We start from the raw sequence: 22985 nt of genomic DNA on the forward strand, positions 1-22985 counted from the left end.
TCGCTTGATCCGCCAGGCCGCCCTCGACTCCCTCCCCGTACGGGAGGCCGTGCCCGCCCTCGTCTCGGCGCTGGACGGCCACGGCACGGCCGTGCTGTGCGCGCCGCCCGGCACCGGCAAGACCACGCTCGTGCCGCTGGTGCTGGCCGGGCTGGTGGGCGGGGGCCCGAGGCGGCGGGTGGTCGTCGCCGAGCCCCGGCGGATCGCCGCCCGGGCGGCGGCGCGGCGGATGGCGTGGCTGCTGGGCGAGGCGGTCGGAGGCTCGGTGGGCTTCACGGTGCGCGGCGAGCGGGTCGTGGGCCCCGGCACGGTGGTCGAGGTGGTGACCACCGGGGTGCTGCTCCAGCGGCTCCAGCGCGACCAGGAGCTGGCCGGGGTGGACGTGGTGGTGCTGGACGAGTGCCACGAGCGGCACCTGGACGCCGACACCGTCGCCGCGTTCCTGCTGGACGTACGCGAGACCCTGCGCCCGGAGCTGCGGCTGGTGGCGGCCTCGGCGACGACCGACGCGGCGGGCTGGGCCCGGCTGCTGGGGAACGCGCCGGTGGTGGAGGCCGCGGGGGTGGCGTACCCGGTGGAGACGGTGTGGGCGCCGCCGGCCCGGCCGGTGCGGCCGCCGCACGGGATGCGGGTGGACCCGGCGCAGCTGGCGCACGTCGCCTCGGTGGTGCGGCGGGCGCTGGCGGAACGTTCCGGCGACGTGCTGTGCTTCCTGCCCGGCGTCGGGGAGATCGCCCGGGTGGCCGGGCAGCTGGCCGGGGTGGACTCGGAGGTGCTCCAGGTGCACGGCCGCGCTCCTGCGGCGGTGCAGGACGCGGCGCTGACCGCCTCGGAGCACCGCCGGGTGATCCTGTCGACGGCCGTCGCGGAGTCGAGCCTGACCGTGCCGGGCGTACGGGTGGTCGTGGACTCGGGACTGGCCCGCGAGCCCCGGGTGGACCACGCCCGGGGCCTGGGCGCGCTGGCGACGGTACGGGCGTCCCGCGCGGCGGGCCGCCAGCGGGCGGGCCGGGCGGGGCGTGAGGCGCCGGGCGTGGTGTACCGGTGCTGGGCCGAGGCGGAGGACGTGCGCCTGCCGGCGTTCCCCTCGCCGGAGATCCGGATCGCGGACCTGGCGCCGTTCGCCCTCCAGGCGGCCTGCTGGGGCGACCCGGACGCGGCCGGGCTGGCGCTGCTGGACCCGCCGCCGGCCGGGGCGATGGCCGCGGCGCGGGAGGTGCTGGTGGCGGTGGGCGCGGTGGACGCGGCCGGGCGGCCGACGCCGCGCGGGCTGCGGATGGCCCGGCTGGGCCTGCACCCGCGGCTGGCGCGTGCCCTGCTGGACGGCTCGGCCGCGCTGGGCGCGCGGCGGGCGGCGGAGGTGGTGGCGCTGCTGAGCGAGGAGCCGCCGCGGGAGTACGGGGACGATCTGGCGGCGGCCTGGCGGCGCGCGCGCCGGGGGGACGACCCGTACGCGGGGCGCTGGCGCGCGGAGGCGGCCCGCCTGCAACGCGCCGCGGGCTCCGCCGGTGGCGCGGGGGCCGGGGCCGCTGCGCGGGGCTCTTCCCCCACCCCGCCCCTTCCCGAAACCGGGGCTGCGCCCCGGCCCCCCTCCCGGGGCTCCGCCCCGGACCCCGATACCGGGCGCTCCGCGCCCGGTGCCTCCGGCGCCGCCGGGGCGGACGACCGTGCCGTCGCGCTGGTCGCGGCCCTGGCGTTCCCCGAGCGGGTCGCGCGGGCCAAGGGCCGGGGCGGCTTCCTGATGGCCGGCGGGACCGCCGCCGAGGTCGGGGAGGGCTCCGCGCTGCGGCACGCGCCCTGGCTGGCGGTGGCCGTCGCCGACCGGGCCCCGCATGCGGCCTCCGCGCGGGTCCGGCTGGCGGCGGTGCTCGACGAGGACACCGCCCGGGCCGCCGCCGCGCACCTGCTCACCGCCGGCGAGGAGGTGCGGTGGGAGGACGGCGACGTGGTGGCCCGTGCCGTCGAGCGGCTCGGGGCGGTCGAGCTGGTCGCCCGGCCGCTGCGCGACCCGGCCCCGGAGCTGGTGCGGGCGGCCCTGCTGGAGGGGCTGCGCGCCGAGGGGCCGGGGCTGCTGCGCTGGTCCCCGGACGCGCTGGCGCTCCGGGCCCGCCTCGGCTTCCTGCACCGTACGCTCGGCGGCGCCTGGCCGGACGTGTCGGACGACGCGGCGCTGCTGGAGCGGGCCGGGGACTGGCTGGAGCCCGAGCTGTCGCGTGCCCGCCGCCGCGCCGACCTGGGGCGGATCGACGCGGGGCAGGCCCTGAACCGGCTGCTGCCCTGGGCCACCGGCGAGGCGGCCCGGCTCGACGAGCTGGCGCCCGAGCGGATCGAGGTGCCCAGCGGGTCCCGGATCCGGGTGGACTACGCGGCCGGGCAGCCGGTGCTGGCGGTGAAGCTCCAGGAGCTGTTCGGGCTGGCGGAGACGCCGCGGGTGGCGGGGGTCCCCGTACTCGTGCACCTGCTGTCGCCGGCCGGGCGGCCCGCCGCCGTCACGGCGGACCTCGCGTCCTTCTGGCAGGGCGGCTACCGCGCCGTCCGGGCGGAGCTGCGCGGCCGCTATCCGAAGCACCCGTGGCCGGAGGACCCGGCGACGGCCGAGCCGACCCGGCACACCAACGCCCGGCTCAGGGGGCGCTGACCCCGGGGGCCCGGCGTCCCCGGGCCTCCAGCCAGAGCGCGGCCGCGAGCAGCGCCAGGCCGGTGAGGGCGAGGCCGGCCGGGGCGTAGGTGTGGAGGGCGAGGACCTTCGTACGGTTGGCGGCGACCAGGTCGAGGGTGTGCTTGGCGTAGTCCTCGCGCATGGTGACGTGTCCGGCGAAGGCGGTCAGCTTGCCGTCGGGGGCGCCGGCCGCGATGCCGCCGCGCATCTCCTGCTGGATGTCCTGTTCGGCGTTGACGGGCGCGCCGGTGACGGGGTCGACCCAGAAGCGGGCCTTGACCGTGTACCAGAGGGTGGTGCCGGTGGTCTGTTCGATGGTGGCGGGGTCGATGCCCTCGATCGGCATCTTCTTGGGCATGGGGACCTTGGTCCAGGGGACGGTCTGCTCGAAGTAGTAGACGTCCATGCCCCGGTAGGTGCGCGGGCCGACGTAGTGGATCGGCGAGGAGGTGCGGGTCTGGGCGTCGAAGTAGAGGTAGTCGCGCGGCTCGGTGAAGAAGGGCCATTTGAACTCGATGCCCTCGCGTTTGACCGGGTCCCCGTCGACCATCTCGCCGGTGGCGTGCACCGGGTCCTGGGTGTGGGCGTCGAAGATGTAGCGCTCGGGGATCCGGGAGACCATCTTGCCGTCGGGGCCGATGATGTAGGAGAGCGTGTCCCAGACGACGACGTCCTTGCCGGCGTCGGCCTCGATCTCCTTCGACGCCTCGACGTTGCCCTTGAGGGTCTGGACGATGGTGACCTTGTCGACCTTCTTGGGCTGCATGCCGCCCGCGTAGTCGAGGAGGGTGGCGTCCTTCGCCTCCAGGACCATCTCCTGGTACTGGCTGGGCGGGATCTTGGCGAGCCGGGGGTACGCGTACCAGCGCAGCAGCGGTGCGAGGGCTGCGCAGAACACGGCCAGGGCAAGCAGTACGAGGCTCGCTCTGCGTCGCACGGCCGGGCCTCCTCTACTTTCCGGGCGCGGGGGGCGCGGTGGTGAGCAGCGGTCTGGGCGAGGTCTTGCCCTCCGGCACGCCGGCGGCGGTCACGGCGAGGACGAGGGCGAGCGCGGCGGCCAGCCCGACGGCGGCGGCGACGAGTGCGCGCACGGCGGACCTCCGGGATCTGATGGGTCGTCAGGGAGGCGTACCGTAGCAACGCGGGGGTGAGATGAGAACCGTCGGGTTGAGTACGCGTACTCATGTCCGGGCCGCCCGCCGGCGGCAGGCTGGCGGGCATGAGTACGACGACGGCCGCCCCGGAGCGGCGCAGGGACCTGGGTGCCGACATCGCCGGGGCGGTGGGGCTCGCCATCGTCGAACTGATCGCGCTCGCCGGCGTCTTCATGGTGTGGGTGCTCACCGGGCTGGACTTCGACCCGACCACGGAGGCCGAGCCGCACCCGGTGTGGGGGTACCTGGTGGCCGCCGGGGTGCTGGCCGCGCTGATGGCCCGGGTGGCGCTGCGGGCGTCCGGGCGGGGCGCGGGGGTGACGGCGGTGACCCAGGGCGTCATGGCGATGGCCACGGTGACGGCGATCGTCCTGGGGGCGGCCTACCAGGTGCACGAGGACAGGCCGAAGCAGGCGAGCCCCTGCCGGGACTCGCCGTCGGCGCCCTGGTGCAACGGTTGAGCGGGGCCGCGGCCGCCCTGGCCTAACGGGCCGGGCTGGGGCTCGGCTTGGGCGGCTGCGGGGTGCCGGTCGGGGACGCGGCCGGGGACGCCGACGGGCCCGTCTGCGAAGTGGTGGTCGGGGACGGCGCCGGGGTCGGGCTCGACGTCGGCGACGGCGACGGCTTCGGGGTGGGAGTGGGCGTCGGCGTGGGGCTCGGCGTCGGCTTGGTCGACGGACTCGGCGTCGGCGTGGGCGTCGGGGTGGGCTTCGGCGACGGAGTCGGAGTCGGGGTGGGCGTCGGCGTGGGCTTCGGCGTGGGCGTCGGGGTCGGCGTGGGCGTCGGGCTCGGCTTCGGGTCCGCGGGCCGGGGCCCCGCCGGGACGCCCGCGCCGGCGCCCGTACCGGGACCCGCGCCGCTGCCGCCCGCGTCCGGGACCTCGTGCGCGCCCTGGAGGTAGTACGTGAACCAGGACCGCACCGTCCGCAGGTACTCCGCGGACTGGTTGTACGACAGCACGGCCCGGTCCAGGCCGGCCCCCGTCCGCAGGTCGCGGTCGCCCGCGCACAGGTAGCGCCCGGCCGCCAGCGCGGCGTCGTGGACGTTGTTCGGGTCGCGCCGGCCGTCGCCGTTCGCGTCCTGGCCCCAGGCCGCCCAGGTGGACGGGATGAACTGCATCGGACCGACGGCCCGGTCGTAGCGGGCGTCGCCGTCGAAGGCCCCGCGGTCGGTGTCGGAGATGTTCGCGAAGCCGTTCCCGTCGAGCACCGGGCCGAGGATGGGCCTCAGGGTGGTCCCGGCGGCGTCCACCTGCCCGCCCCGCGCCTGCCCCGACTCGACCTTGCCGATCGCCGCGAGCAGCTGCCAGCGCAGCCCGCAGCCGGGGTCGTCCGCCGCCACCCGCTGCTCGGCCGCGCGGTACGCCGCGAGGACGCTCGCCGGTATCCCCTGCGCGCCCTCGGCCACCGGCCGGTCCGCCGCCGGCACCGCGGCCGGCGACGGCACGGGCGCGGTCTCCGGCTGCACGGGGGCGCCCGACTGGCCGTCCGGCAGGACCACCGCGGGTGGCTGGGGGCTTACGAGGGGCGGCAGTTCGGTGAAGTAGGAGGAGTCCCCGCCGCCGCCCCGGACCGCCTGCTGCTCGGCCGCCTCCTCGCCGGCCGCCACCACGCGCTCCTCGTCGGCGCCCGCGGGGGCCTGGGACGCCGTCATGGCGGCGGCCACCAGAGCCGAGACCAGAGCCGCGGCCGCGCCCCTGCGCAGGCCGCGTCCGAATATCCGTGCCGACATGACGGGTCCCCTCCCCTAGACGTCCGCGTGACCCTACGTCAGCTCCGTTCACAGGACACGTGATGCGCCGCGGAAATTCACCACATCCCCACGTTCCCTCGCAGCTCACGCATACTGTGCGGACCCCGACCGCCCGAGGAGACCTCTTGCCGTTCACTCTCAGCCACGCGGCCGCCGTGCTTCCGGCCATACGCCGGGCCGGGCACGCCCGGGGGCCGCTGGTCGCCTCGGCGCTCGTCCTCGGGTCGTTCGCGCCGGACACCTTCTACTTCGCGGACGCGGTCGTGAACGGCGTGATGGGCTACGGGCACTTCGCGCACTCCCTGCTCGGGGTGGCCACCGTGGACGCCGCCCTGACCGCGCTCCTCGCGGCGTGCTGGCTGCTGCTGCGCGAGCCGCTGATCGCGCTCCTGCCGCGGAACGCGCGGGGGCGGGTGCACGGCTTCGTCCGGGGCGAGGACTGGCGGGGACGCCCGGCGGCCGCGCTCGCCCTGTGGTTCTACCTGTCGGCGGTGGCCGGCTCCCTCACCCACGTGGTGTGGGACAGCTTCACGCACCTGGACCGCTGGGGGACGAACGCGCTGCCGTGGCTCGGTGATCCGCTCGCCTTCGGCCTGCCCCTCTACTCCTACCTCCAGTACGGCTCCTCGGCGGCGGCCGCCTGCGTGCTGCTCTGGTTCACCGTGACCGGCCTGCGGCGGCTGCCGGCCCGGCCGGCGCCCGCCTCCGTACCCGTCCTCGGCCGCGGTGAGCTGTGGGGCGCGGCCGCCCTGATCGCCGGCTGCGCGGCCGTCGGGATCACCCTGCGGGTGATCCGCTTCTACACCTTCTACGACCGGATCCGCACCCCGCTCGACATCATCCCGACCGTCTGCTTCGGCGCGGGCGGCGGCCTCGCGGTCGGCCTGCTGCTGTACGGGGCGCTCGTACGGCTGCGCCACCGCCGCGACCGGGACCGGCCCCGCCGCCCGGCCCCGAAGACGCGGACGCCCGTCCCCACCGCCTGAGGCAGGCGGGGACGGGCGTCCGGACACCACGCGTACGGGGATCAGTGCGCGGCGGACTCCCAGTCGCCGCCGACGCCCACGGACACGTCCAGCGGGGCGCGCAGCTCGACGGCCGCGCCCATCTCGCGGCGCACCAGCTCCTCGACCCGCTCCCGCTCGCCGGGGGCGATCTCCAGCACGATTTCGTCGTGGACCTGGAGCAGCATCCGCGACTTCAGCCCGGCTTCGGCGACGGCCTTGTCCACGCGCAGCATGGCCACCTTGACGATGTCGGCGGCGGTGCCCTGGATCGGGGCGTTCAGCGCCATCCGCTCGGCGGCCTCGCGGCGCTGGCGGTTGTCGCTGTTGAGGTCCGGCAGGTAGCGGCGGCGGCCGAAGACCGTCGCCGTGTAGCCGGTCGCGCGGGCCTCGTCCACCACGCGCTGGAGGTAGTCGCGGACCCCGCCGAACCGCTCGAAGAAGGTCTCCATCAGCCCGCGCGCCTCGGCCGGCTCGATGTTCAGCTGCTGCGCCAGACCGAACGCGGACAGCCCGTACGCCAGCCCGTACGACATGGCCTTGATCTTGCGGCGCATCTCGGCGTCGACCTGGGAGCGCTCCACGCCGAACACCTGCGAGGCGACGGTGGTGTGCAGGTCCTCGCCGGACAGGAACGCCTCGATCAGGCCCTCGTCCTCGGAGAGGTGCGCCATGACGCGCAGCTCGATCTGGCTGTAGTCGGCGGTCATCAGGGACTCGTAGCCCTCGCCGACGACGAAGCCGCGGCGGATGGCGCGGCCCTCGTCGGTGCGCACCGGCACGTTCTGCAGGTTGGGGTCGGTGGAGGAGAGCCGGCCGGTGGCCGCGGTGGTCTGGCTGAAGCTGGTGTGCACCCGGCCGTCGGCGGCGATCGACTTGACCAGGCCCTCGACGGTGACCCGCAGCTTGGCCTGCTCCCGGTGCCGCAGCATGATCACCGGGAGTTCGTGGTCGGTCTGCGTGGCCAGCCAGGCCAGCGCGTCCGCGTCCGTGGTGTAGCCGGTCTTGGTCTTCTTCGTCTTGGGCAGGTCCAGCTCGCCGAAGAACACCTCCTGGAGCTGCTTGGGCGAGCCGAGGTTGAACTCGTGGCCGACCGCCGCGTGCGCTTCCTTGACGGCCTGCTGCACGGCGCCGGCGAACTGCTGCTCCATGCCCTCCATGTGGTCGCGGTCGGCGGCGATGCCGGCCCGCTCCAGCCGGGCCAGCAGCTCGGAGGTGGGCAGCTCCATCTCGTGGAGCAGCTCGACCGCGCCGACCTCGGGCAGCTTCGCGGTGAAGGCGTCGCCGAGGTCGAGGACCGCGCGGGCCTGCGCCATCAGGGCGTCGGCCTCGGCGGTGTCGTCGGCGCCGAAGGCGAGCTGGCCGTCGGCGGCCGGGGGCTGGAGCTCGCGGCCCAGGTACTCGACGGACAGCACGTCCAGCGCGAAGGAGCGCCGGCCCGGCTTGACGAGGTAGGCGGCGAGCGCGGTGTCCATGGTGACGCCGGCCAGGGTCCAGCCGTGCTCGGGGAAGACCCGCATCAGGCCCTTGGCGTTGTGCACCACCTTGGGGCGTGCCGCGTCGGCGGCCCAGGCGGCGAAGGCGCGGTCGTCGGCCTCGTCCAGCGCGGACGGCTCGAACCAGGCGGCCGCGCCGCCCGCCGAGGCCAGCGCGACCTCGCTGACGTTGCCCGTGCCGAGCATCCAGCTGTCGACGGTGGACACGCCCAGGGGGCCGCCCGCGTGCTCCTGGAGCCAGGGCGCGAGCTCGCCCGCGCCCAGCACGGAGCCGTCCAGCTCCACGCCGGCCGCCGGGGCGGGGGCCTCCTCCTCGGCCGCGCCCGGGTCCACGGCCAGCAGCCGCTCGCGCAGGGAGGCGTTGCGGATCTCCAGCACGTCCAGCACGCCGGTGACCGCGGAGCGGTCGTAGGGGGCGCGGGCCAGGTCGGCGGGGGTCTTGGGCAGCTCGACGTCCTTGACCATCTCGGTCAGGACGCGGTTGAGCTTCACGGCCTCCAGGTGGTCGCGGAAGTTCTGCCCGGCCTTGCCCTTGACCTCGTCGGCCCGCTCCACCAGCTCCGCGAACGACCCGAACTGGGTGATCCACTTGGCGGCGGTCTTCTCGCCGACGCCGGGGATGCCCGGCAGGTTGTCCGACGGGTCGCCGCGCAGCGCCGCGAAGTCGGGGTACTGCTGCGGGGTGAGGCCGTACTTCTCCTCGACCTTCTCCGGCGTGAACCGGGTCAGCTCGGAGACGCCCTTCGTCGGGTACAGCACCGTGGTGTGCTCGGAGACCAGCTGGAAGGAGTCGCGGTCGCCCGTGACGATCAGGACGTCGAAGCCGAGGGCCTCCGCCTGCGTCGCCAGCGTGGCGATCACGTCGTCGGCCTCGAAGCCGTCCACCGCGAACCGGGGCACCTTCATCGCGTCGAGCAGCTCGCCGATCAGCTCGACCTGCCCCTTGAACTCGTCCGGGGTCTTCGAACGGTTCGCCTTGTACTCGGGGAACTCCGTCGTGCGCCACGTCTTGCGGGACACGTCGAACGCCACCGCGAAGTGCGTGGGCGCCTCGTCGCGCAGCGTGTTCGCCAGCATCGACGCGAAGCCGTAGATGGCATTGGTCGGCTGGCCCGTGGCCGTGGTGAAGTTCTCCGCGGGCAGCGCGAAGAACGCCCGGTAGGCCAGGGAGTGCCCGTCCATGAGCATCAGGCGGGGGCGGTCCGCTGCGGTCGGCTGGTCGGTCTTCTTCGATGCTGTCTCTGCCACGCCCCCGATCCTAGGCGCCCCCACCGACATTCCCCGCGCGTACGGCCCCGGACGGCCGGAACCCGGACGGCCGGGCCGGCCGGGCCGGACCCGCCGCCCCTCCCGGCGCGTGCGCCCCACCTGCCTCCCCCGGCGCATGCGCCCGGTGACGCCGGAGCCCCGGTCCGCCCTCCCGGCCCGCGGAGGGCCGTGAAAGTATCGAAGGATGCGGCAACACATGCTGCATCCGTACATACGCTCGAAGGGGAGCGCCATGGCGACCAAGCCGCCCACAGGTGACCCGGTACAGGACGCACCGCACGTCACGCCGCCCCAGCACGCCGCAGCGGGGCTCCCCGCCATCGCGCACACCCTGAAGATCGCGAACGAGCAGATGGGCCTGGCCCGCACCGCGCGGACCCTGCTCAAGGTCAACCAGAAGGACGGCTTCGACTGCCCCGGCTGCGCCTGGCCCGAGGGCGACAAGCGGCACACCGCCGAATTCTGCGAGAACGGCGCCAAGGCCGTCGCCGAAGAGGCCACGCTGCGCCGCGTCACCCCGGACTTCTTCGCCGCCCACCCGCTCCCCGAGCTCGCCGCCCGCAGCGGCTACTGGCTCGGCCAGCAGGGCCGCATCACGCAGCCGATGTACCTGCCCGAGGGCGCCGACCGGTACGAACCCGTCAGCTGGAAGAAGGCCTTCGAGATCATCGCGGAGGAGCTCGGCGCCCTGTCCTCGCCCGACGAGGCCCTCTTCTACACCTCCGGCCGCACCAGCAACGAGGCCGCGTTCCTCTTCCAGCTCTTCGCCCGCGAATTCGGCACCAACAACCTGCCGGACTGCTCCAACATGTGCCACGAGTCCTCCGGCTCCGCACTGAGCGAGACCATCGGCATCGGCAAGGGCAGCGTCAACCTCGAAGACCTCCACCGCGCCGACCTGATCATCGTCGCCGGACAGAACCCGGGCACCAACCACCCCCGCATGCTCTCCGCGCTGGAGAAGGCCAAGGAGGCCGGCGCGAAGATCATCTCGGTGAACCCGCTGCCCGAGGCCGGCATGGAGCGGTTCAAGAACCCCCAGACCCCCCTGGGCATGCTCAAGGGCACCGCCCTCAACGACCTCTTCCTGCAGATACGCATCGGCGGCGACCAGGCCCTCTTCCGCCTCCTCAACAAGCTCGTCATCGAGACGGAGGGCGCCCTCGACGAGGACTTCATCCGCGACCACACCCACGGCTACGAGGCCCTCGCGGCCGCCGTCAAGGACGCGGACTGGGACGAGACCCTCACCGCCACCGGCCTCACCCGCCCCGAGATAGAACGCGCCCTGGCCATGGTCCTGGCCTCGAAGCGCACCATCATCTGCTGGGCCATGGGCCTCACCCAGCACAAGCACTCCGTCGCCACCATCCGCGAGGTCGTCAACCTCCTCCTGCTCCGCGGCAACATCGGCCGCCCCGGCGCCGGAGTCTGCCCCGTCCGCGGCCACTCCAACGTCCAGGGCGACCGCACCATGGGGATCTTCGAACGCCCCGCCCCCGCCTTCCTCGACGCCCTCGACAAGGAATTCGGCATCACCTCGCCCCGCGCCCACGGCTACGACGTGGTCCGCTCCATCGAGGCCATGCGCGACGGCAGGGCCAAGGTCCTCTTCGCCATGGGCGGCAACTTCGTCGGCGCCACCCCCGACACCGACGTCACCGAGGCCGCGATCCGGCGCACCGCCCTCACCGTCCACGTCTCCACCAAGCTCAACCGCTCCCACGCGGTCACCGGCCGGCGCGCCCTGATCCTGCCCACCCTCGGCCGCACCGACAAGGACGTCCAGAAGAGCGGCCGCCAGTTCGTCACCGTCGAGGACTCCATGGGCATGGTCCACGCCTCCCGCGGCAACCTCGCCCCCGCCTCCCCGCACCTGCTGTCCGAACCGGCCATCGTCGCCCGCATGGCCCGCGCCGTCCTCGGCACCGCCTCCAGGACCCCCTGGGAGGAGTTCGAGAACGACTACGCGGCCATCCGCGACCGCATCGCCCGCGTCGTCCCCGGCTTCGAGGACTTCAACGCCCGCGCCGCCCGCCCCGCCGGCTTCCGGCTCCCCCACGCCCCCCGCGACGAACGCCGCTTCCCCACCAAGACCGGCAAGGCCAACTTCACCGCCGCCCCCGTCGAGTACCCCAAGGTGCCCGCCGGCCGGCTCCTCCTGCAGACCCTGCGCAGCCACGACCAGTACAACACCACCATCTACGGCCTCGACGACCGCTACCGCGGCATCACCGGCGGCCGCCGCGTGGTCATGGTCAACCCGCTGGACGCCGCCGAGCTCGGCCTCGCCGACGGCTCCTACACCGACCTCGTCGGCGAGTGGAAGGACGGCGTCGAACGCCGCGCCCCCGGCTTCCGCGTCGTCCACTACCCCACCGCACGCGGCTGCGCCGCCGCCTACTACCCGGAGACCAACGTCCTGGTCCCCCTCGACTCCACCGCCGACACCAGCAACACCCCCGCCAGCAAGTCCGTCGTCGTCCGCTTCGAACCGGCCTGATAGAACGAGCCAGACACTGGTTAACGATCGTTGACGAACGGAGCACGCCCATGGCCGCCGAGCAGCAGCACGCCGTGAAGTTCCCCCAGGAAGTCCTCGACGAGTACGCGGCCCTGGGCATAGACCTGCCCGCCCTCTTCTCGGCGGGCGCCCTCGGGCAGCGCATGGAGATCCAGATCCTGGAGGCCTCCGCGGAACGCGTCGTCGCCACCATGCCCGTCAAGGGCAACACCCAGCCCTACGGACTCCTGCACGGCGGCGCCTCCGCCGTGCTCGCCGAGACCCTCGGCTCCGTCGGCGCCATGATGCACGGCGGCAGCAAGAAGATCGCCGTCGGCGTCGACCTCAACTGCACCCACCACCGCGGCGTCCGCGAGGGCCACGTCACCGGCACCGCCACCCCCGTCCACCGCGGCCGCTCCACGGCCACCTACGAGATCGTCATCACCGACGAGCAGGACCGCCGCGTCTGCACCGCCCGCCTCACCTGCCTGCTGCGCGACACGGAGTCTTAACACCCCGGCCGGTACGAGCCGTTGTGCCGCCCCCGGCGCCGGTCTAGCGTTCCCGCATGGGATCCGGACCGGCGCCGCGCGGCGCCACGGCCGCACACGCAGCGACGGCGCCCCTCGCCGCCGCCCTCACCGCGGCCACCCTGGCCATCACCCTCCTGTCGGGCTGCGCCGGGCCCACCCGCGCACCCCACACCGCCCCCGCACCCCGCACCACCCCGCCCCAGGCCCTGTGCACCGCCCTCGTCACCCACTGGGCGCAGGTCGTCCTCGACGCGGGAGAGGACGAGGACGCCGTCGGCCTGGACTACCAGTCCATGGGCCTGTCCGGCGACCAGAACGAGATCCTGCGCGCCGTCCTCGAAGCCGCCCGCGCCGAGCAGCGCACCGGGGGCACCGCCGCCGCCCGCGAGAGCGCCGCCCGTGACGCGGAAGCCCGCTGTGCCGAGCGCCACCGCTCGGGCACCCCGACCGGCGGGCCCTGGCAGTGAGCGCCGGCATCGGCCCGGTGGAACCCGGCGAGGGCACCGAGGGCGGCCAGGGGCCGCGCAGGGCGCCTCGTACGCGCGGCGCGGACTGGATCCGGTCCCGCTACGTCCGCCACCGCAGGACCGTGCTGACCGTCGCGTCGGCCGCCGTGCTGGCCGCGGCCGCCGCCCGGATATACGCCACGCGGCCCGAGCCGCCCCGCCCGGAGGTGCCGCCCGCCCCCTCGCAGGCCCTGTCCCTCACGTACGCGGATCCGGTGGAACCGGCCCCGGACGGCGCCGCCTTCGCCTTCACTGTGCGTGTGCGGACGGAGGTGGGGCCCGCCGTCACGGTCGAGCGGATCGGCCAGCCCTCGCAGGCGCTCGGCGTGACGATCCGGCCATCCCTTCCGGCCACGGTCCGGGTGGGGGAAGTCCGCGAGCTCCTCGTTCTCATTCAGGCAAAAGACTGCGTGCATGTAGCACGGAATTCGGGTCTCCCATTCCTGGAAGTGACCCTGAGTAATGGATTCCAGAAAGAGGATCACAGTTACATCCCCGGTGACCGATATGCCAGGGATCTTTCCGTGGCGCTGACCAGGGCCTGTCCCGAAGCCCGAGACGCGACCCCTCCGGGGCCGTCATGAGCAAAAAGCCCCAGAGTCCTGGCTTGTCAGGACCCAAACCGCCCAATGGTCCTGCCTCGTCTCAGGATGCGGACAAGACGAACCGGCCTGAATTCCCCCGTTCCACCCCCCGTGAACCGCTATGTATTACGCCGTGGCATAACAAGAGAGTCACATCATTGGCCTCAGCCCTCCATAACCGCCGATGAGCCGCCTAGAGTCACGGCCAGTTACCGCGACCGCCGGATTTACTTCAGTTCGGTTCCCCGCGTTCGACTCGACGCGTCCCACCGGGGACGCGGCGCCAGGAAAGGACTGATCGTGCGTTCTCGTCAGCTCATCGCCGTGACCGCCGCCCTCGCCGCGGGCGCTCTCACTCTCACCGCCTGCGGCTCGCGCGACGACAAGGGCGGATCCGGCGACGGTGGCAACACCACCGTCGTCATCGGTGTCGACGCCCCGCTGACGGGCGACCTCTCCGCCCTCGGCCTCGGCATCAAGAACTCCGCGGACCTCGCCGCCAAGCAGGCCAACGAGAAGAAGTACGTCAAGGGCGTCACCTTCAAGATCCAGGCGCTCGACGACCAGGCGCAGGCCTCCTCCGGCCAGCAGAACGCCACCAAGCTCACCGCCGACAAGAACGTCCTCGGCGTCGTCGGCCCGCTCAACTCCTCCGTCTCCGAAGCCATGCAGAAGGTCTTCGACGACGCGAAGCTGGCCCAGATCTCCCCGGCCAACACCAGCCCCTCCCTGACCCAGGGCCCCAAGTGGGCCGAGGGCCAGAAGGTCCGCACCTACAAGAGCTACTTCCGCACCGCCACCACGGACGCCATCCAGGGCCCGTACGCGGCGCAGTACCTCTTCAACAAGGCGGGCAAGAAGAAGGTCTTCATCATCGACGACAAGAAGACCTACGGCGCCGGCCTCGCCGGAACCTTCAAGGGCGAGTTCACCAAGCTCGGCGGCCAGGTCGCCGGCGAGGGCCACATCGACCCCGAGTCCAAGGACTTCTCGGCCATCGTCACCCAGGTCAAGTCCTCGGGCGCCGACGTCGTCTACTACGGCGGCGAGTACCCCGCGGCCGGCCCGCTCAGCAAGCAGATCAAGGCTTCCGGCACCAACATCCCGCTCGTCGGCGGCGACGGCATGAAGGACAAGAAGTACGTCGAGCTCGCCGGCGCCAGCGCCCAGGGCGACCTCTGCACCTCCGTCGGCGCCCCCGTCGAGAGCCTGGCCTCCGCCAAGGAGTTCGTCGACAACTACAAGAAGGCCGGCTACAAGGACGACTACTCCGCCTACGGCGGCTACTCGTACGACTCCGCCTGGGCCGTCATCGAGGCCGTCAAGAAGGTCGTCGAGGCCAACAACGGCAAGCTGCCCTCGGACGCCCGCGCCAAGGTCCTCGAGGCCGTCCAGGGCGTCAACTTCGAAGGCGTGACCGGCAAGGTCTCCTTCGACGAGTTCGGCGACGCCACCAACAAGCAGCTCACCGTCTACAAGGTCGACGGCGACGACTTCAAGACCGTCGAGTCCGGCACCCTCGCCGGCTGACCTCCCACCGGCTGACCCCCTAGCCCTCACCCCTCACCTGCCGCGCGGGGCGCGCACCAAGCGCCCCGCGCGGTGTCACATCCGTCGAAAGACTCGGAGGACCTGCGGTGCACGAACTGCCGCAACAGCTGGTCAACGGCCTGCTACTGGGATCCATGTACGGGCTCGTCGCCATTGGCTACACAATGGTCTACGGCATCGTCCAGCTCATCAACTTCGCCCACGGCGAGATCTTCATGACCGGCGGGTTCGGAGCCCTCACGGTCTGGCTGATGCTCCCCGGCGGCACCACCATGTGGATCGCGCTGCCGCTCATGCTCATAGGCGCCATCCTCGTCGCCACCCTCATCGCCGTCGGCGCCGAACGCTTCGCCTACCGGCCCCTGCGCAGCGCCCCACGCCTCGCCCCGCTCATCACCGCCATCGGCCTCTCCATCGTCCTCCAGCAGGTCGTGTGGGCCTGGTACCCCGACGCGAAGTCCTCCGTCGTCTTCCCCGAAATCCCCGGCGGCCCCTTCCACCTCGGCAGCATCACCATCCAGACCGGTGACGTCTTCCTGCTCCTCGCCGCCCCCATCTCCATGGCCTTCCTCGGCTTCTTCGTCAAGAAGACCCGCACCGGCCGCGGCATGCAGGCGACCGCCCAGGACCCCGACACCGCGAAGCTCATGGGCATCAACACCGACCGCATCATCACGGTCGCGTTCGCCCTCGGCGCCGCCTTCGCCGCAGTCGGAGCCGTCGCCTACGGCCTCAAGTACGGCGAAGTCAACTACCGCATGGGCTTCATCCTCGGCCTCAAGGCCTTCACCGCGGCCGTGCTCGGCGGCATCGGCAACATCTACGGCGCCATGATCGGCGGACTCGTCCTCGGCCTCGCCGAAACCCTGACCACCGCCTACATCGCCGACGTACCGGGCATGCAGCAGCTCGGCGGCCAGTCCTGGGGCAACACCTGGGCGTTCGTACTCCTCATCCTCGTACTCCTCTTCCGGCCCCAGGGCCTGATGGGCGAGCGCGTGGCGGACAGGGCGTGAGAACCATGACGACCACCACAGACACCACGCCGCAGACGGCGGCCACCGGCCGAGCGGGAATCTCCTTCCCCGAGAAGACCGCCCGCGCCCTCGCGACCGCCGGCGGCGCCCTCACCGCCCTGTCCTGCTTCCTCGCCTGGACCTGGACCTCCGCCTTCCCCGGCGACCTCACCGTCTACGGATACCCCGGCGGCCTCCAGTGGCTCGTCCTCGTCGGCGGCGCCCTCACCACCCTGTTCGGCCTCAGCTCCTACGGCGTCAAGGGCCTGCGCTGGATCGCCCCCGCCGGAACCGACGCCGCGATCAAGCTCTGCGCCCTCGGCACCCTCCTGACCGTGGCCTACACCGCCTGGGCGATCAGCAACACCCTCGGCGGCCTCGTCAACCTGGAGCCCGGCGGCTTCGTCGCCCTCGTCACCGCGCTGGCCGCCTACCTCGGCGCCCGCTCCCTCCCCTTCGAGCGCCCCGCCACCGAACTCGCGGACCCCGAAGACAGCTGGTGGGAGCAGACCAAGCACAACATCGGCAACAGCTGGGCCGTCACCAAGGCCGCCCACGCCGCCGGCACCCCGAAGCCGGCCCGAGCCCTCCCGGCCTACGCCGAGATCCTCATCATCACCGCCGTCCTCGCCGTCGCCCTCGGCGTCTTCACCTACGGCGTCACCACCCCCTACCAGGAACTCTTCATCGGCTTCCTGATCACCGCCGGCTTCGGCTTCACGGCCCTCAACAAGGCCGGCCTGGTGGCCCGCTTCACCGCCCTCACCAACAAGCACCGCAACGTCGCCCTCGTCGGCGCCTTCGTCGCGGCCGCCGCCTTCCCCCTCACCCAGACCGACGACCAGTACGCGACCCTCGGCGTCAACATCCTCATCTTCGCCACCGTCGCCCTCGGCCTGAACATCGTCGTCGGCCTCACCGGCCTCCTCGACCTCGGCTACGTCGCCTTCCTCGGCGTCGGCGCCTACACCGCCGCCCTCGTCTCGGGCTCCCCCAACTCCCCCTTCGGAGTGCACCTCCCCTTCTGGGCCGCGATCCTCCTCGGCGCGCTCGCCTCCATGGTCTTCGGCGTCCTCATCGGCGCCCCGACCCTGCGCCTGCGCGGCGACTACCTCGCCATCGTCACCCTCGGCTTCGGAGAGATCTTCCGCATCTCGATGAACAACCTCGACGGCGTGTCCGGCCCCGACCTCACCAACGGCCCCAACGGCGTCGCCGGCGTCCCCAACGTCAACCTCTTCGGGTTCGACTTCGGCGCCACCCACAGCATCTTCGGAATCGCCGTCGGCCGCTTCGCCAACTACTTCCTGCTGATGCTCCTGGTCACCCTCATCGTGATCATGGTCTTCCGCCGCAGCGCCGAATCCCGCATCGGGCGCGCCTGGGTCGCCATCCGCGAAGACGAGACCGCCGCCGAAGCCATGGGCATCAACGGCTTCCGCGTCAAGCTCATCGCCTTCGCCCTCGGCGCCACCCTCGCCGGCCTCGCCGGAGCCGTACAGGCCCACGTGAACTACACCGTCACCCCGGACCAGTACGTCTTCGCCAACGCCGTCCCCCCGAACTCCGCCTTCCTCCTCGCGGCAGTCGTACTCGGCGGCATGGGCACCATCTCCGGCCCCCTCGTCGGCGGCGCCCTCCTCTTCATGATCCCCAACAAGCTCCAGTTCCTGGGCGAGTACCAGCTCCTCGTCTTCGGCATCGCACTCGTCATCCTGATGCGCCTGCGCCCCGAAGGCCTCATCCCCAACCGGCGCAACCAGCTCGAACTCCACAAGGACCTCGAAGCGCCCACAGTCCTCGGCAAGGCAGGGGCCTGATCCATGACCACCACCACGACCGAAACGGCCACCGCCGAGACCGTCCTCGACGCCCGCGGTGTCACGATGCGCTTCGGCGGCCTCACCGCCGTCAAGAACGTCGACCTCACCGTCCGCAGCGGCGAGATCGTCGGCCTCATCGGCCCCAACGGTGCCGGCAAGACCACCTTCTTCAACTGCCTCACCGGCCTCTACATCCCCACCGAGGGCGAAGTCCGGTACAAGGGCACGGTCCTGCCCCCCAAGTCCTTCAAGGTCACCGCGGCCGGCATCGCCCGCACCTTCCAGAACATCCGTCTCTTCAACAACATGACGGTCCTGGAAAACGTCCTCGTCGGGCGCCACACCCGCACCAAGGAGGGCCTCTGGTCCGCCCTCCTGCGCCTCCCCAGCTTCGGCAAGGAGGAGCAGGCCAGCCGTGACCGCGCCATGGAGCTGCTGGAGTTCATCGGCCTCGCCCACAAGGCCGAGCACCTCGCCCGCAACCTCCCCTACGGCGAGCAGCGCAAGCTGGAGATCGCCCGCGCCCTCGCCAGCGACCCGGGCCTCATCCTCCTGGACGAGCCCACCGCCGGCATGAACCCGCAGGAGACCCGGGCCGCCGAGGAACTCATCTTCGCCATCCGGGACATGGGCATCGCCGTACTCGTCATCGAGCACGACATGCGCTTCATCTTCAACCTCTGCGACCGCGTCGCCTGCCTCGTCCAGGGCGAGAAGCTCATCGAGGGCACCGCCGGCGAGGTCCAGAGCGACGAACGCGTCATCGCCGCCTACCTCGGCGAGCCCTTCGAAGGCGCCCCCGGCGCCGAGGAGGCCGCCGAGGTCGAGGCCGCCGAGGAAGCCGCCGAAGCCGAGGTCGTGGCCGAGGCCGAGGCCGTCGTCGAGGCCGCGGAGGCCGCCGAGGCCGCCGAGGCCGGAGACGGCGACGCGGACAGCACCACCAGCACGGACGGAGAAGCCAAGTGACCGCACTCCTGGAGGTCGAGGACCTCCGCGTCGCCTACGGCAAGATCGAAGCCGTCAAGGGCATCTCCTTCACGGTCAACGAGGGCGAGATCGTCACCCTCATCGGCACCAACGGCGCCGGCAAGACCACCACCCTGCGGACCCTGTCCGGCCTGATCAAGCCCAAGGGCGGCCAGATCAAGTTCCAGGGGAAGTCGCTGAAGAAGGTCCCCGCGCACGACATCGTCTCGCTCGGACTCGCCCACTCCCCCGAGGGGCGGCACATCTTCCCGCGCATGTCGATCGAGGACAACCTCCTCCTCGGCGCCTTCCTCCGCAACGACAAGGAAGGCATCCAGAAGGACATCCAGCGCGCCTACGACCTCTTCCCGATCCTGGGAGAGCGCCGCAAGCAGGCCGCCGGCACCCTCTCGGGCGGCGAGCAGCAGATGCTGGCCATGGGCCGCGCGCTCATGTCGCAGCCGAAGCTGCTGATGCTGGACGAGCCCTCGATGGGCCTCTCCCCGCTGATGATGCAGAAGATCATGGCGACCATCGCCGAGCTCAAGGCGGCCGGCACCACGATCCTGCTGGTCGAGCAGAACGCCCAGGCCGCGCTGTCGCTGGCCGACCAGGGCCACGTCATGGAGATCGGCAAGATCGTCCTGTCGGGCCCGGGCCGCGAGCTCCTCGTCAACGAGGACGTCCGCAAGGCCTACCTCGGCGAGGACTAGTCCGCGCCGGCTCCGCCAAACCGTGAGGCCCGTCTCCCCTCGGGGGGAGACGGGCCTCACGCGTTGCCGTTGCCGTCCTACTTGGCGGCGTTCTGCTTCTTCTCCTCGGCGTCCTCGATGACCGCCTCGGCGACCTGCTGCATGGACATGCGGCGGTCCATGGAGGTCTTCTGGATCCACCGGAACGCGGCCGGCTCGGACAGCTTGTACTCGGTCTGCAGGATGCTCTTGGCCCGGTCGACGAGCTTGCGGGTCTCGAGGCGCGCGGAGAGGTCCGCGACCTCCTTCTCCAGCGCCTTCAGCTCGGCGAACCGGGAGACGGCCATCTCGATGGCCGGGACGACGTCGCTCTTGCTGAAGGGCTTGACCAGGTACGCCATGGCCCCGGCGTCCCGGGCCCGCTCGACGAGGTCGCGCTGCGAGAACGCGGTGAGCATGAGCACGGGGGCGATGGACTCCCCCGCGATCTTCTCGGCGGCGGAGATCCCGTCGAGCACGGGCATCTTCACGTCGAGGATCACCAGGTCGGGCCGGTGCTCGCGGGCGAGCTCGACGGCCGTCTGCCCGTCCCCGGCCTCGCCGACGACGGAGTAGCCCTCCTCTTCGAGCATCTCTTTCAGGTCGAGACGGATGAGCGCCTCGTCCTCGGCGATGACGACGCGGGTCGTCAGCGGCGGAACGTGCGACTGGTCGGCGTCGGGCGTGGGCGTCGACTCGTGCTCGGCGGTCACGGAGGCTCCTCTTTGCGGGGCATAACAAGCTCCCCCGAGCCTACCTAGCTCCTGTAAGGTGGTGCCACGCAGGGATCACTGAACCCTTCGTTTCTTAGGCCCCAGTACTCCAACTGGTTAGAGAGGCCGCTCTCAAACAGCGGACAGTGTGGGTTCGAATCCCACCTGGGGCACCTTTCCTTTAATTCCAAGGTCACGCGAGATTCATCGACCTTCCCCCCATTAGGGGAATCCACCGAAAAGCGCACGCGCGATCGGCAAGTCTTCCCCAATGTCGCTCGTATGTACGATCTGGCGACTCGCAAACACGCGCTAGCCCTCCTGGGCGATGGACGAACCCTCAACTCGGTCAGCAAGGAAACCGGAATATCCCGCGCCGCCATCCGAGCCTGGCAAACCCGCATCGACCCGCTCCCCCGCCTCAATCAATCGGCACCCTGCTCCGGTCCCGCCGATGCCGCGGCCTACTCCTACCTCCTCGGCCTCTACCTGGGTGACGGCTGCATCAGCGCGCACCCGCGGGGCGGCCACCACCTCCGCGTCTTTTGCGACAACGCCTGGCCCGGCCTCATCGAGCAGTGCCGGGCGGCGATCCTGACGGTACGGCCGACAGACAAGGTCTACGTGCTGCAGCGCCAGGGCTGCGTAGCCGTAACCAGCTACGGACGGCATTGGACATGCTTGTTCCCCCAGCATGCGCCCGGGAAGAAGCACGAACGCCGGATCACCCTCGAACCCTGGCAGCAGGAGATCGTCGACGCCCACCCGTGGGAGTTCATCCGCGGGCTCATCCACTCCGACGGGTGTCGGATCACGAACTGGACCGTCCGGAACGGCAAGCGGTACGAGTACCCCCGGTACTTCTTCACCAACAAGTCCGACGACATCCGGCGGCTCTGCACCGACACGCTCACCAAGGTCGGCGTCCAGTGGACCGTCCTCGCGCGGGGCGGCGACCCCTTCAACGTGTCCATCGCCCGCAAAGAATCCGTCGCGCTCATGGACGCCCACGTCGGGCCGAAGTACTGACGGCCCGGCCTTGACCCTCCACCGGGTGGAGACCTCAGGGTGGGGGCATGGACGGCGTGACGGAGTTGTATTCGATCGGGGAGCTGGCCCGGCGGACCGGGTTGGCGGTGCGGACCATTCGGTTCTACTCCGACGAGGGGATCGTCGCGCCGGCCGGTCGTAGTCGTGCCGGGTACCGGCTGTACGACGACGGCGCGGTGGTGCGGCTGGAACTCGTGCGGACGCTGCGGGAGCTGGGGGTGGATCTGCCCAGCGTGCGGCGGGTGCTGGATCGGGAGCTGTCGGTGGCCGAGGTGGCCGCCGTGCACGCCGATGCGGTGGAGGTGCAGATCCGGGCGTTGCGGTTGCGTCGGGCGGTGTTGCGGCTGGTGGCCGAGCGTGGGTCGGGTTCCGAGGAGGTTCGGTTGATGCATGACGTGACGCGGTTGGCGGGCGAGGAGCGGCGGCGTTGGGTGGAGCTGCTGGTGGAGGGGGCGGAGGAGTCGGTGGCGGCGATGGTGCGGGCTTCGGCGCCGGAGTTGCCGGAGGATCCGTCGACCGAGCAGGTGGCGGCGTGGGTGGAGTTGGCGGGGCTGGTGGGGGACGCGGGGTTCCGGGAGGAGTTCCGGCGGGCGCCGGGGGTGGTGGGGCCGGTGGATCCGCGGGTGGAGCGGTACTGGAGGTTGGTGTGGGTGGTGAACGGGTGGGAGGTGGTGCCGGGGTTGGTGCCCTAGGTTGAGGGGGTCAACGGTGTTCGTGGTGGAGGGACGTTTCGGTGAGCGAGAAGGCTCGGAAGCTGTTCGATGCGCTGGATCTGAACCATGACGGGGAGCTGACCCGGGCCGAGGTGATTTCGGCGCTGCGGGCGAAGGGGCCGACGTTGGCGGCTCGGGGGGACCTGCCGTTCTGGGGGCTGGGGGACGCGGACGCGTCGTCGGCGTTGTTCGACGCGGCGGACAAGAACGGTGACGCGGTGTTGTCGTTCGAGGAGTTCGAGGCCGAGGTGGACCGGCGGTTCGGCTGGTCGTAGGGGGTGTCAGTCGCGGCGTTCGAGGCCCCTCAGGACGGTTTTGACGTGGGCTTCGGCGTCGGCGGGGTCGAGGGGGGCGTGCTCGACGAGGAGGCGGTACCAGAAGGGGCCGAAGACCAGGTCGGTGGCGTGGGTGAGGTCGGTGTCGGCGGGGATTTCACGGCGGGCGAGGGCGCGGGTGAGGAGGCCGGCGACGAGTTCGCGGCGGGTTCGCGCCCAGGCGCGGAAGGCTTCGGCGAAGGCGGGGTCGAGTTGGGCTTCGGCCATGAGGCCGGTGAGGGCTTTGGCGCGGAGGGGGTCGCGGCCGATGGCGTAGAGGTCCGCGGTGAAGGCGGTGAGGTCGCCTTCGAGGGTGCCGGTGTCGGGTTCGGGGACGCGGGTGGCGGTCTCGTGGGCGTAGGCGTCCATGACGAGGGCGGGCTTGGACTTCCACCAGCGGTAGACGGTGCTCTTGGCGACGTTGGCGCGTTTGGCGACGCCTTCGATGGTGAGGGCGCCGTAGCCGTTTTCGACGAGTAGGGCCGTGGTGGCTTCGAGGACGGAGTGGTGGGCGTCCTCGTTGCGGATGCGTCCGCCGGTGCGGGGTGGCGGCGGCGGGTTTTGGGGAGTGGTTGACACGCCATCACCTTAGCCCTACCGTTTATCGAAACGCTGCGTAGCGTTTCGATTGTTCGCCGGACTGCA

The 22985-nt window shown here is 71.9% G+C and carries 21 protein-coding genes and 1 tRNA gene; 16 read left to right on the forward strand and 6 right to left on the reverse strand.

Annotation, left to right across the window (positions count from 1 at the left end):
• The first annotated feature begins 4 nt into the window (after window positions 1–4).
• The gene (locus tag ACQKM2_RS22595; RefSeq protein WP_427712321.1) at window positions 5–2638 is read left to right on the forward strand and encodes an ATP-dependent RNA helicase; all 2634 of its coding nucleotides are present in this window, start codon (window positions 5–7) and stop codon (window positions 2636–2638) included.
• Here ACQKM2_RS22595 and ACQKM2_RS22600 read toward each other — a convergent pair.
• Together ACQKM2_RS22600 and ACQKM2_RS22605 are read right to left on the reverse strand one after the other, a co-directional pair.
• On the reverse strand, window positions 2625–3596 hold the full coding sequence (locus tag ACQKM2_RS22600) for a DUF3068 domain-containing protein (protein WP_427712325.1): 972 nt from the start codon (window positions 3594–3596) through the stop codon (window positions 2625–2627). The genes ACQKM2_RS22595 and ACQKM2_RS22600 overlap by 14 nt on opposite strands.
• A gap of 13 nt (window positions 3597–3609) precedes the next feature.
• Complete coding sequence (locus tag ACQKM2_RS22605; RefSeq protein WP_125817158.1) at window positions 3610–3750, reverse strand: SPW_0924 family protein; 141 nt, start codon at window positions 3748–3750, stop codon at window positions 3610–3612.
• Window positions 3751–3878: 128 nt separating this feature from the next.
• Here ACQKM2_RS22605 and ACQKM2_RS22610 point away from each other — a divergent pair, with 128 nt between their 5' ends.
• Window positions 3879–4274 carry a DUF6234 family protein gene (locus ACQKM2_RS22610; protein WP_427712328.1) on the forward strand — a complete coding sequence of 132 codons (396 nt, stop codon included), beginning with the start codon at window positions 3879–3881 and terminating at the stop codon, window positions 4272–4274.
• Window positions 4275–4296: 22 nt separating this feature from the next.
• Here the strand turns inward: ACQKM2_RS22610 and ACQKM2_RS22615 are convergent, their stop codons facing one another.
• A complete protein-coding gene (locus tag ACQKM2_RS22615; RefSeq protein WP_427712329.1) occupies window positions 4297–5544 on the reverse strand; it encodes a lytic murein transglycosylase in 1248 nt (415 codons plus the stop codon).
• A 146-nt stretch (window positions 5545–5690) separates the two neighbouring features.
• Here ACQKM2_RS22615 and ACQKM2_RS22620 point away from each other — a divergent pair, with 146 nt between their 5' ends.
• The gene (locus ACQKM2_RS22620) at window positions 5691–6551 is read left to right on the forward strand and encodes a DUF4184 family protein (RefSeq protein ID WP_427712331.1); all 861 of its coding nucleotides are present in this window, start codon (window positions 5691–5693) and stop codon (window positions 6549–6551) included.
• Between the two features lie 41 nt (window positions 6552–6592).
• Here the strand turns inward: ACQKM2_RS22620 and polA are convergent, their stop codons facing one another.
• On the reverse strand, window positions 6593–9313 hold the full coding sequence (gene polA / locus ACQKM2_RS22625; RefSeq protein WP_427712333.1) for a DNA polymerase I: 2721 nt from the start codon (window positions 9311–9313) through the stop codon (window positions 6593–6595).
• Window positions 9314–9566: 253 nt separating this feature from the next.
• Between polA and ACQKM2_RS22630 the strand changes: the two genes are divergently transcribed.
• From ACQKM2_RS22630 to ACQKM2_RS22670, 9 genes are all read left to right on the forward strand, one after another.
• Window positions 9567–11837, forward strand: coding sequence for an FdhF/YdeP family oxidoreductase (locus ACQKM2_RS22630; protein WP_427712336.1), 2271 nt, complete (start codon window positions 9567–9569; stop codon window positions 11835–11837).
• A gap of 50 nt (window positions 11838–11887) precedes the next feature.
• Window positions 11888–12352, forward strand: coding sequence for a PaaI family thioesterase (locus tag ACQKM2_RS22635; RefSeq protein ID WP_427712339.1), 465 nt, complete (start codon window positions 11888–11890; stop codon window positions 12350–12352).
• 56 nt (window positions 12353–12408) lie between these two features.
• Window positions 12409–12840, forward strand: a complete 432-nt coding sequence (locus ACQKM2_RS22640) for a hypothetical protein (RefSeq protein ID WP_427712341.1) — start codon at window positions 12409–12411, stop codon at window positions 12838–12840.
• The gene (locus tag ACQKM2_RS22645) at window positions 12837–13463 is read left to right on the forward strand and encodes a Tat pathway signal sequence domain protein (protein ID WP_427712343.1); all 627 of its coding nucleotides are present in this window, start codon (window positions 12837–12839) and stop codon (window positions 13461–13463) included. The genes ACQKM2_RS22640 and ACQKM2_RS22645 overlap by 4 nt, the downstream gene beginning before the upstream one ends.
• A gap of 300 nt (window positions 13464–13763) precedes the next feature.
• Complete coding sequence (locus ACQKM2_RS22650) at window positions 13764–14993, forward strand: branched-chain amino acid ABC transporter substrate-binding protein (protein WP_427712346.1); 1230 nt, start codon at window positions 13764–13766, stop codon at window positions 14991–14993.
• 107 nt (window positions 14994–15100) lie between these two features.
• Window positions 15101–16030 (forward strand): branched-chain amino acid ABC transporter permease, encoded by a 930-nt coding sequence (locus ACQKM2_RS22655; RefSeq protein ID WP_427712349.1) that lies wholly within the window; start codon window positions 15101–15103, stop codon window positions 16028–16030.
• Between the two features lie 5 nt (window positions 16031–16035).
• Entirely contained in the window at window positions 16036–17850 is a 1815-nt protein-coding gene (locus ACQKM2_RS22660; protein ID WP_427712352.1) for a branched-chain amino acid ABC transporter permease, read from the forward strand.
• Between the two features lie 3 nt (window positions 17851–17853).
• Window positions 17854–18819, forward strand: a complete 966-nt coding sequence (locus ACQKM2_RS22665) for an ABC transporter ATP-binding protein (RefSeq protein WP_427712355.1) — start codon at window positions 17854–17856, stop codon at window positions 18817–18819.
• Window positions 18816–19532, forward strand: coding sequence for an ABC transporter ATP-binding protein (locus ACQKM2_RS22670; protein ID WP_427712357.1), 717 nt, complete (start codon window positions 18816–18818; stop codon window positions 19530–19532). Before ACQKM2_RS22665 ends, ACQKM2_RS22670 begins: the two co-directional genes overlap by 4 nt.
• Window positions 19533–19609: 77 nt before the next feature.
• On the opposite strand, the gene ACQKM2_RS22675 is transcribed toward ACQKM2_RS22670, so the two are convergent.
• The gene (locus ACQKM2_RS22675) at window positions 19610–20263 is read right to left on the reverse strand and encodes an ANTAR domain-containing response regulator (RefSeq protein WP_125603301.1); all 654 of its coding nucleotides are present in this window, start codon (window positions 20261–20263) and stop codon (window positions 19610–19612) included.
• A 98-nt stretch (window positions 20264–20361) separates the two neighbouring features.
• Here ACQKM2_RS22675 and ACQKM2_RS22680 point away from each other — a divergent pair.
• The 4 genes from ACQKM2_RS22680 (at window position 20362) to ACQKM2_RS22695 (ending at window position 22301) form a co-directional block, all read left to right on the forward strand.
• Window positions 20362–20436 (forward strand) — tRNA-Leu (locus ACQKM2_RS22680).
• A 109-nt stretch (window positions 20437–20545) separates the two neighbouring features.
• Window positions 20546–21292, forward strand: a complete 747-nt coding sequence (locus ACQKM2_RS22685) for a transcriptional regulator (RefSeq protein WP_427712360.1) — start codon at window positions 20546–20548, stop codon at window positions 21290–21292.
• A 47-nt stretch (window positions 21293–21339) separates the two neighbouring features.
• Complete coding sequence (locus tag ACQKM2_RS22690; protein ID WP_427712362.1) at window positions 21340–22005, forward strand: MerR family transcriptional regulator; 666 nt, start codon at window positions 21340–21342, stop codon at window positions 22003–22005.
• A 41-nt stretch (window positions 22006–22046) separates the two neighbouring features.
• Complete coding sequence (locus ACQKM2_RS22695; protein WP_427712365.1) at window positions 22047–22301, forward strand: EF-hand domain-containing protein; 255 nt, start codon at window positions 22047–22049, stop codon at window positions 22299–22301.
• Window positions 22302–22307: 6 nt separating this feature from the next.
• Here ACQKM2_RS22695 and ACQKM2_RS22700 read toward each other — a convergent pair whose 3' ends face one another.
• Complete coding sequence (locus tag ACQKM2_RS22700; protein ID WP_427712368.1) at window positions 22308–22919, reverse strand: TetR/AcrR family transcriptional regulator; 612 nt, start codon at window positions 22917–22919, stop codon at window positions 22308–22310.
• Window positions 22920–22985: the final 66 nt, after the last annotated feature.

This window comes from Streptomyces sp. NPDC004126 (genome assembly GCF_050275515.1).
Taxonomy (GTDB): Bacteria; Actinomycetota; Actinomycetes; order Streptomycetales; family Streptomycetaceae; genus Streptomyces.

Excerpts from the sequence above, each read along its gene's own strand:
- ACQKM2_RS22630 (WP_427712336.1), top strand. The coding sequence starts at position 9,567 with ATGGCGACCAAGCCGCCCACAGGTGACCCGGTACAGGACGCACCGCAC.
- ACQKM2_RS22690 (WP_427712362.1), top strand. The coding sequence starts at position 21,340 with ATGGACGGCGTGACGGAGTTGTATTCGATCGGGGAGCTGGCCCGGCGG.
- ACQKM2_RS22610 (WP_427712328.1), top strand. The coding sequence starts at position 3,879 with ATGAGTACGACGACGGCCGCCCCGGAGCGGCGCAGGGACCTGGGTGCC.
- ACQKM2_RS22665 (WP_427712355.1), top strand. The coding sequence starts at position 17,854 with ATGACCACCACCACGACCGAAACGGCCACCGCCGAGACCGTCCTCGAC.
- ACQKM2_RS22685 (WP_427712360.1), top strand. The coding sequence starts at position 20,546 with ATGTACGATCTGGCGACTCGCAAACACGCGCTAGCCCTCCTGGGCGAT.
- ACQKM2_RS22660 (WP_427712352.1), top strand. The coding sequence starts at position 16,036 with ATGACGACCACCACAGACACCACGCCGCAGACGGCGGCCACCGGCCGA.
- ACQKM2_RS22635 (WP_427712339.1), top strand. The coding sequence starts at position 11,888 with ATGGCCGCCGAGCAGCAGCACGCCGTGAAGTTCCCCCAGGAAGTCCTC.
- ACQKM2_RS22640 (WP_427712341.1), top strand. The coding sequence starts at position 12,409 with ATGGGATCCGGACCGGCGCCGCGCGGCGCCACGGCCGCACACGCAGCG.
- ACQKM2_RS22615 (WP_427712329.1), bottom strand. The coding sequence starts at position 5,544 with ATGTCGGCACGGATATTCGGACGCGGCCTGCGCAGGGGCGCGGCCGCG.